At 57.7% G+C, this 9,042-nt stretch carries 8 protein-coding genes; 1 reads left to right on the top strand and 7 read right to left on the bottom strand.

The window, feature by feature from the left end; translation table 11 throughout:
• Positions 1-116: 116 nt before the first annotated feature.
• The 3 genes from G5V65_RS20965 to G5V65_RS20955 form a co-directional block, all read right to left on the bottom strand.
• Positions 117-803: a hypothetical protein gene (locus G5V65_RS20965; protein ID WP_165054394.1), complete on the bottom strand. Its 687-nt coding sequence runs from the start codon at positions 801-803 to the stop codon at positions 117-119.
• The gene (locus G5V65_RS20960) at positions 800-1,609 is read right to left on the bottom strand and encodes a taurine ABC transporter ATP-binding protein (protein WP_165054391.1); all 810 of its coding nucleotides are present in this window, start codon (positions 1,607-1,609) and stop codon (positions 800-802) included. Before G5V65_RS20960 ends, G5V65_RS20965 begins: the two co-directional genes overlap by 4 nt.
• 169 nt (positions 1,610-1,778) lie before the next feature.
• Positions 1,779-2,777 (bottom strand): ABC transporter substrate-binding protein, encoded by a 999-nt coding sequence (locus tag G5V65_RS20955; RefSeq protein ID WP_165054388.1) that lies wholly within the window; start codon positions 2,775-2,777, stop codon positions 1,779-1,781.
• Between the two features lie 687 nt (positions 2,778-3,464).
• Here G5V65_RS20955 and G5V65_RS20950 point away from each other — a divergent pair.
• Positions 3,465-4,829, top strand: coding sequence for a hypothetical protein (locus tag G5V65_RS20950; RefSeq protein ID WP_165054385.1), 1,365 nt, complete (start codon positions 3,465-3,467; stop codon positions 4,827-4,829).
• Positions 4,830-5,338: 509 nt separating this feature from the next.
• On the opposite strand, the gene G5V65_RS20945 is transcribed toward G5V65_RS20950, so the two are convergent.
• From G5V65_RS20945 to G5V65_RS20930, 4 genes are all read right to left on the bottom strand, one after another.
• Positions 5,339-6,427 carry a hypothetical protein gene (locus G5V65_RS20945; RefSeq protein WP_165054382.1) on the bottom strand — a complete coding sequence of 363 codons (1,089 nt, stop codon included), beginning with the start codon at positions 6,425-6,427 and terminating at the stop codon, positions 5,339-5,341.
• 76 nt (positions 6,428-6,503) lie between these two features.
• Positions 6,504-7,673, bottom strand: a complete 1,170-nt coding sequence (locus G5V65_RS20940; RefSeq protein ID WP_165054379.1) for a hypothetical protein — start codon at positions 7,671-7,673, stop codon at positions 6,504-6,506.
• Between the two features lie 399 nt (positions 7,674-8,072).
• On the bottom strand, positions 8,073-8,309 hold the full coding sequence (locus tag G5V65_RS20935) for a hypothetical protein (RefSeq protein ID WP_165054376.1): 237 nt from the start codon (positions 8,307-8,309) through the stop codon (positions 8,073-8,075).
• The gene (locus tag G5V65_RS20930; RefSeq protein ID WP_165054373.1) at positions 8,306-8,950 is read right to left on the bottom strand and encodes an N-acetylmuramoyl-L-alanine amidase; all 645 of its coding nucleotides are present in this window, start codon (positions 8,948-8,950) and stop codon (positions 8,306-8,308) included. Before G5V65_RS20930 ends, G5V65_RS20935 begins: the two co-directional genes overlap by 4 nt.
• Positions 8,951-9,042 lie beyond the last annotated feature (92 nt).

Below are 9,042 nucleotides of genomic sequence, written 5' to 3'. Positions count from 1 at the left end.
CCAGAATGCTGCGGGTTCGAGGCTTGATCCACCCGACTTCGGCCGTTTGCGCGACGACAGACACCGCTCGGGGCGAAGAACGCTTGCCCAGCGAGCAAAATCAGGCGATCTTGAAGTCAAGCGGCAGGCCACTTGGGGAATGTCGGCTGATATCCTTGGATCGAGATTTCTACAATGCGGGCCACCACCATCTCTGGCGAAGGGAGCCAGATTGGCTCCATCTGCATCCCTGCGTAAGGCGCAAAGCTCAGTGATCCCTTTGATGTGACCGTCACCGTCCCGTGGTCAACTTCCACCCGGCTTCCCAGTGACACGGGCTGACCGTCAATCTCAACAACCCGGGCGCCGTCTTCACGGGTGATCTCATCGTTCTTGTCGATCCGCACAAGGTATGAGCGCCATGCCGCTACGGCAATAGAATCGTTCTTCGCAAAACCTGCACCTGGCTCCACCTCTTGCGGATTCCCCGTCTGCCCTTCAGGAAAGACGTGCGCATACACGGTGGCGTCATCGCGTACGCCATTTGGTGCTTCCATGGTATAGGTGAATTTCGTGTTTCCGACAAATGGTCCTGGCGCGTGAATTGGCACCCAGTTCGAGCCGGTAAACGCCCCCCAAAGTAGAAAGAGTACGAATACTGAAAAAAAACTAGCCCATCTATCTGGTCGTACCGCACTCTCGTCACCAAAGGTTACGGTTTTGAGCGAGGTGAAATCATTGCGAACCATCATTCGGCGAATCCCGAGGCGCACGACAATGAATGCTGCAATAAAAATTATGATATAGATGAGCAGAACGATCATGCTTGGCCCCCTTCGGCACGGCCCATGATCTCTTCTTCCATGTCCCAGATCATAGACAGGATTTCCTCGCGCTTCTCTCCAAATTCTGGATCACGCTTTACAACCCGGAGATCATTCCCCACACCCGCCGCGGCAAAGGGAAGGCGGTATTCCTTGTGGATGCGCCCAGGTCGCGGCGCCATCACCAGAAGCCGTTCCCCCAAGAGCAGCGCTTCCTCAACCGAGTGGGTAATCAGGATTATGGTCTTCCCGGTTTCCTTCCATAGGCGGAGCACAAGTCCTTGCATTTTTTCTCGAGTAAGTGCGTCCAGCGCGCCCAGCGGCTCGTCCATCAGGATCACGTCGGGCTCGTTCGCAAGGCATCGCGCCAAGGCGACGCGCTGCTGCATGCCGCCCGAAAGCTCATACACTGACTTCTCTTTGAAATCCCGGAGGCCCACCACATCAAGCAAGTGGTCTACGTTGCCCATATAATCCTTTTTCTTAGCGCCCGCCATCCGCGGTCCGAAGCTCACATTGTCCCGCACGCTCATCCATTCGAAAAGCGCACCATGCTGAAAGACCATTCCACGCTCGGGGCCCGGGCCGGTCACAGCGCAATCATTCAACGCCACGCGACCCTCCGTTGGAGCGAGGAACCCTGCGAGAATATTCAGCAACGTCGTCTTGCCACAGCCCGAGGGCCCCAGAACGCTCATAAGTTCACCGCTGTCTATCTCCAGCGAAACATCCTTGAGTGCCTGCACGTAGCTACCGTTGGGAAGGTCAAAGCACATGGACAGGTTTTTGATGGAAAGTGTCGACATCCGGCCCCACACACCCTTGAATTTATTCGCACTTGGAACAAGCGGGCGCGAACTTAGTCGCACCCGTGTTGTTCGTTCGCCTCCGCAGCCACTGCTACCTGTTTGAAGTCGATGATGGAAACTAGGTCGCCAACCGAAACCGTGAGCAACTCTACAGAGACCCCTGAACCTAAATCTCTCCTGCGGCTTCGAGAGGACCAGTATTGATCGTATGGTCGTAGCTCGGCAGAGCTTTGGGAATGCTGCCAGCCTCAGCAAAAATTGCAGCAACCTTTGTCAGGTATTTTTGAACGCCTCCTCCAAACCATTTCGGTGACAACTGTTCAGTAATGGTGGGGAAATCCATTCGAGAAAGTGCCTGGGCGGCATCTTCTTCATCCATGCCGGCATCCTTGGCGATAACAGGCAACATTTCCGTGATATGATCGCCGCTGTTCCACATTGTATTGGCTTCGGCGGTAACTTCTAGAAAACGTGCCAGCAGTTCACTGTCTTCAGTAGCGAAGCTCTCTGTAGTCGTGGTTGCGTCGAAGATGAGGATTCCAGCTGCCTCTTTTTCGGCACCGGTCATGAGTACATCGCCGTGTTCCTTCATGCGTTCAAACGCACCACCCCAGCCGCAGGCCATGTCAATGGATCCCTGTGACAGTGCCGCGGCACCTTCGGCGGGAGCCATATCCACGACGATCATGTCTGCCACGTTGACGCCGACATGCTCCAACTGACTTAGGAAACTGTAGTGTGCGGCATTTCCCAGTGGCACCGCCACTCTCTTACCTACCAACTCCGCCGCGTTACTCTTATCAATTCCCAGTTCTTCACGGATGACACAGCCCTCGTTCTCGGAATAGCTGACTGCAATATCAACCATATTGAGGTCCTGACCTGCCGAGGTTGCGACGGCAAAGGTCGGCCCACCCTGGCTGACGGCGATCTGGATGGCGTCAGCGGCCATCGCCGCGCTCATTGCAGCCCCTGTGTCAAATTTCACCCAGTTGATTTTGACGCCCATTTCCTCTTCGTAAATTCCCTTCACACGGGCATACTGGAACGGCATCGGCCATTCATAAAAATAGCCCACGCTAATTTCCGCACGATTTTGGGCGAAGGCGCCTTGCATTCCAAAGAGTGCCAACGCAATGGAAATAATGGAGATGTTTATTCTCATGTTGTCTACCTTCCTGTTTAAGACAAGTTTCGTCTTCTACCGCCCCGTCAAGACACCGCGACTAGCGTTGACGTGTGGTTTCTGGGCGCGGGAGAAGTCAGGCCCCGTGGTATCGCGTGATCCACATCATGGAGTGTTCACCAAATCCAATCATTTGCAAAACAGAAATATTCGCACATAAAAGTCGAAAATTATGACTTTGAGATAGCGCACGCTTCAGCAATGTCAGAGGAAGGTGACTTGAGGTCGACTGTCCGTGGGCCTACTCTGCCCGCATGGAAGAAAGCGACCCGTTCAAGGGGCTCTTATGCTGTGCCCCCCCGGCGGTATCGATGTGTCAAGGTGGGTCTGCAACGATCCAAAAGAGAGGACAGTCAGGATCATACGCTTGTGACCTGCCCTCGGCTGGTCTCTCGTTCATAACGAGAGTCTGCGGGTTTGTGCTCTGAGCCCCAACCTTGGACCGCCGGAAGCTGGAATTTCCCGGCTGTTTCACGATGGCGGGCTGGTGACGCCATCGGAATAATGCACTGCAATGGGGACGTTGTATCCGATCGCGCTGCGGCGACGGTGCAGCGTGGGCACGAAGCGGACGCTGAGGGCGGCGGCTTCGATCACCAATTGCTTGTGGTGAGCTGCTGGAAATTTTACCAATCGCACGCAGTCTCGTCACGGAGGAGAGCGCCAGTGCAGCAAGGACATGATCTCGGCCGTCTGATCCGGTTTTCGCAACGGGATGATGTCTGGAGAGAGCGGCTCGCCTCGGTGCTGGATGAGCATCTTCTCCCCGCCATGGAGGAGTTCGAGCTCGATTTCGAAGACCTGGAAGAACTTCTGGGCGAGCAGGTGCCCTGGACGATCTGGGGCTGTGCCTTTGAGGACTTTCTGTCACGCCGGTGGGACCCCGACGGACAGAATATCATCGATGTCTACCTCAAGCGTCGCGGTTGGTCCGAAGAGGTCCTGAACCGCGCCTACATCGAGGGCCTGCGCGATGCCCATGGCAGTCTTCACGAGGTCACTGACGTGAAACCCGGGACCTCCATGAAGCTGCGGGACCTTCTGACAGGGGCAGAGCCGGTGACCGTGCGCGAGAAGAGCGCCACACGATCACTGAAGCAGTGGGACCGGATCGCCGTTCGGATTGTTCCGGTTCGGGATCATCATGTGATCTCTGGAGGGCTGCTGCCTTTCTCACAGGAGGCGACAGATCTCCTATTCGAGGGATTGCGTGATGTTCTGCAATTGCGAAAGTCGCAGGAGCTTCGGCTGACGGAGGAGCAACTGCGCAATTGTGCTCCCCTGTTCAGTTCGGCGTGGCTGTTTACCGAACTGCCACGCATCCTGGAGCCGCAGTCGCCGCAGCTAGCCAACACAGATGGCGAAGATCTGCTCTTTCACCAGCTTCGGTTTCCCTTTGCAAAAGGGGTGCTGCAGAGCCAGGTGGTCGCCGCGCTCGACAAGGTGACCGGACTGGAGCCGGCAGGGGCAAAGCTCTGGAACTGGCTGGCCCCCAAGACAGGCAACAAGAAAGGACAGGCACAGAAGAAGAAGGCGGGGCTGGCTTACGGAACCCTCACCGAGGGCGGAACCGTGCTCGGAACTGTCGAGATCAAGGGCAAGGCCCTGATCCTCGAGGTCAACTCCGAGGAACGCGCGCTTCGCGGTGAGGCGTTGATCAAGGACGCCACCGGCGATCTGCTGCGTCCGCCGTTGACCAAGATCCAAACTGTAGAGCAGCTCATGCGGGAGCGGGAAGACCAGACGGACGAGAGTTTCGACGGTGCGGATGAGGTCCCGCCCGAGACCTTACGCCAGATCACTCTGGAACACCTGGATCGCCATTATCGCGAAACGCTGGACCAGCCTCTCCCGGCATTGGACGACAAGACGCCGCGCAAGGCCGTCCGCACAGCTGCCGGACGGAAGAAGGTCGTGGAGTGGCTGAAATACCTGGAGAACGCCAGCGCGAAGAAAGTCGGATCGCCGATGGCCGACTACGATTTCGGTTGGATGTGGGATGAGCTGGGCCTCGGAGACATGAGGCAGTAGCAGTGCCGGCTTTCGGCCCTTAGCAGACATTCGCCGCCGCCTCCGATGCTGCGGTGCGGCCCGTCGAACCCGACATTCGCTGCCCCCGCACAATGAGGACTGCGACGGATGACTGCAAGGCGGACGAAGCAGGCTTTCGCTGTACTCGATCCAAAGTCGGCTTTGGAGAAGCCGCTCAAAAATGGTAGTCTTTGACGGCGGCGGAATGAAGGGCACTGATATAACAAAGGTTCACTTGCTTCGGATGTGTACCGAGAAGATTTGTCATGGGTACACTCTACCACCGGTGGAGTACCGAGCAACCCGCATGCAGATCGAAGGGACTCGCGAAATTCCGCGAATTGAGCTTCGAAAAAAGGAAACTTTCAAGTTGGAGAGATTGGCGTGGGCAAGTATTTCAAGTTGGCGGCACCGGTCTTTTTCAGCTTGTCCCTCGGCTTTATCAGCTTCTTCTTCAGCCAGCACCTGAGTGACCTTCGCGAGGGGCCAACCCTTATCTACTCTCTGGATCAGGATCTGCGGCAGGTATCGCTCACCCTTTCGAATGTCGGTGGCGAGACGGTAGAAGGCGCGTTCATCTTAGACTGTGACGTGCCTGCCCCTGTCTGCTTCGAGAAAAAAGCGGGGGAATCAGAGGTTTCTCTACCTAGATCGTTATCTAGGGTGTGATGCCCGATGTGGGTATTGTTCAGGAAGCTATCCTCGTAAACGCCCCACCCATCGTTATTCTTGGCGTTGACGTGCAGCACGTTACCAGCGTTGGCATCTGTGCCTTCTGCATGAAATCCGTTCCCACGGTTCAATTCGGTGTAGAGGAATTCCACCCAAAACAGGTTGCAGTTCCCCATATACGGGTTCCCGTCAGAACCCGCCCCCGCATAGACGCCGTGTCCTGCGAAACCATATGTCGTGACGTTCTGAATACGCGCCCGCGCCCGCATCCATATCCCGGACTTGGTTTCATCGAAGGCATCCCCGCGCCCACCAGTCAACCGGATACCAATAATCTGCGCGCCATCAGCGCCGCCGCTATCAGCCACCGTGTCAGCGTTCAGCGTATTGAAGCGGTTTACGATGATCCCAGCAGTCGATGCCGGGAAAATCAGTTCGCAAACCTGATCCGCGCCGAAAGCGGAATGATCCCCCCTGATCCGCGCAGGGGTTTTCAGGTTGATCGTCTGGCCCATATAGTAGCGGCCATATGGAACATAAATCAGCGGCGGGGTTCCATCGGTGGCTGACTTCGCCAGAAGCTTGGCAAACTTAGCGTAATCATCTGTCGATCCGTTTGCCGCAGGGAGCATGCCGCGAAAGTTGTATTCCCCGTTTTCATTCGGCAACAGGTTCAGCTTCGCGCCGCCTGCCGTGGTAATGTCAGGATCAGAGGCGTCCGACGCCGCGACGAGATAGGAAAACCCTTCCTTCGCGGTGACGACATAATCACCCGGCGCGACTGTCCAGAATTGATCCGCCGTGTATGTCAGCGCGGCCAATCCAGACACGTCATCCACAACCGCCGCCGCATCGGTGCGCGTGATTGCGCGGTTGATCTTTCCCCGGACTTCTTCCAGTCCGTCAAGGTTGTCATATGTCGGCATTATTCATCCCACTCGCTTATATCGTGCCAAAGCCTTTCGTCGTTCCAGACCCCCCCTAGAAAGCTAGGGGGGGATGCTAAGGGTTTGCGACGTCCTCCAGGTAGTTATCCAACCCGTCGCTCTCGTCTGTTGTGAGGGCGCGGTTGATGTAGATGATTTCGACCAGACCGGAGACCGGCAGCATGTCCACTGTCCCGCTCAGGGATTGGCTGGTGAGCGTGGTAACGGCGGCTGCGGTATCCACATATTTGACTGTGTAAGTCCCGGCTGGGGCCGTCCAGTTCAGGCTATCGCCGCCATCGTCGGTGAGGTTTTCCACCCCGCCACCAGTTTGGGCCAGCGTCGGGCGGCTTCCTGCGGTGGCCTGAATTGCATGGTTGCCCAAGACTTCGCGGGCGGACACGTCATCAATGGTGAGCGTGGTTGTGCCGGAAGACAGGAAACGAAGCGTCGTGTTGCCATTGGACAGCAGATAAATGGTGTATGTCCCGTTGGCGTTGATGCTGGAAGACGTCACCGCTGGGGCAGATGTTCCGTTGGAAAGCTGCACGGTAACAGCGCCAGCCGAGTAGCCGGAAATGGTGAAGGTGATCCGATAAATCCGCCCGCTGGTATATGTCGTGGCGGCGTTGGTGACTTGGGTATTCGTGGGCGTGGAAGTCATCACGATTGCGCCCGTGTTAACCGTCGTAGCCCCTTGGGAAGACGTCCAACCGGAGGATGTGGTGATGCTTCCGTTTGTCACCCGCTCCGAACCGAGGCCATAAGCTTGCGATTTGTCCAAATGCAGGCCGACAGTCTGGCCGACAGAAGGCGATACAGCAGGAACGCCGCTTTCGGTGAACAGCGCAGAGGTGGTATCGTTCGGACGGAACCATGCCGTAGGGCTGAGCGTGGCCGGATCAAGCGACGGAATGGCCGTGGCGAGGCTGGTTGCCGTGTCGCTGCCCGCGACGTTGGTTTCGATCTGCTCCACCGTCAGATCGCGGCCCTGATCCGCGCCGACAACCGTATACGTAATTGCGGTTTCGCCGCTGATCGCCACCCCATCCCGATACCATTGCCACGTCCGCGCGGGGCTAGGCGTCCCGGTGACGCTGGCCGGGGAAGCGGTGAGAACGTCACCCAGCCCGGTAGTGCCGCTGATCGTGGGAACGCCTGTAATGACGGGGGCGACGTTTCCGCCGCCGCCAGACGCAACGGCACGTCGGGACAGCCCCAAGCCGAGGCCAAGGTTCATGGGCATGGTTTACCCTTTCGGTGAGTTGTGGTATTCAGAGCGGGCCACGCCGGATGGTTCGCCCAACGGCCCCCCGCTGCGGACTACGGTCCCGGCGGGTTTTCTTTTGTCGCGTGGTGTGGTATCCAGAGCAGGATTGGGCGCTGTGTCTTTGGGGTGGCGTTTGCCGCTCGGACTAAAGGGGCCGTGAGGCTCGGGCATATCCCATTCAGGGCGCGGAAATGCGGTAAAACCCACGTCCGCAGGCTAGGCCTACCTACCCCGGAGCCGTGGGTCCGGGCCGCGCCCTACCAGCACCCTTGCTTTCTGCCGAAAGAATTATGCGCCAGAATTTCACGCGCGTCCTGATCCGTCAGCGCGTCAATCGTGGAAGGTGCCAGCCGGATGGGCTTCCACCCCGCACAGCTATTCACTCCAGTCTCTACGCAGGCTGTCACGAGGATCGCCACGATCAGCAGCGATACGGTTCTCAACGTCGTTGCGGAGTTCATGCGCTTTCACCTCTTGTTGCAGCCCTGCGGCCTTTGCCTTCGCGCGATCCAGCCGCCCCGACAGGCTTGCCGAGCGGATGCCCATGACGCCCAGAGCAAAGGCCAGCGCGGCCAGCAGGGCGAGTTGCCAGTTGCGGAGAAACCAGATCATTGCACCCCCATCAGCCACTTCTTGATGCGTTCACGCGCGATCCATAGGCTTGCCAGAACGATGATCCCGATGAAGGCAAGGGCCAGCGTCCTGTCGGTGCCTTCAAGCTGCGTCACAGCCCCCCACACGCCCGCAGCGCTGCCGCCAAGCTGCGCCGCCGATGCCTGGATGGTTGTCGAAGCCATCAGGTGCTTGGCCGCAGGCTTCCCGGCCATCCAACGCGCCACCTTAAAGCCGGGGCAAGCTTTCGCGGCGGTATAGTCGTTGTGGCCGCTCACCTTCTTGATGGACGGGAAGCGGGTTTGCAGGCTGTCGATCAGCACCCGCAACGCCTGATCCTGTTCGTCGGTGAAGTTGGCGAGGAATTCGTCATTCACCGAGGATCCATGCCCGCCGATCAGGCAGACGCCGATGGAATTCGCATTGTGGCCTTGGGTATGCGCGCCCTGATCTTCCAGCGCCCTGCCCCGCGTCGTTTGGCCGTCCCTGTCGATCAGGTAGTGATAGCCAATGTCGCGCCATCCGTTATCCACGACATGCCAGCGCTTGATTTCGTCGCGCTTTTCCTCAATGCCCTTGTCCGCCATCCACGAGGGGCGGGTTGCCGAGCAGTGGACGATGATTTCGTTGATCTTTCTCATTTCCGCTCATCCAATCCCACATTTCCCAAGTAAGGCGCTGATTTCGCTGTCCTGACCATTATATTTCCTATATAAAACATGGTGTTGAAGGC

The organism is Paragemmobacter kunshanensis (assembly GCF_011059185.1).
GTDB classification, from domain to species: domain Bacteria; phylum Pseudomonadota; class Alphaproteobacteria; order Rhodobacterales; family Rhodobacteraceae; genus Paragemmobacter; species Paragemmobacter kunshanensis.
Note: the sequence above shows the minus strand (reverse complement) of the source record. Positions and strands in the feature narration are given on the sequence as shown.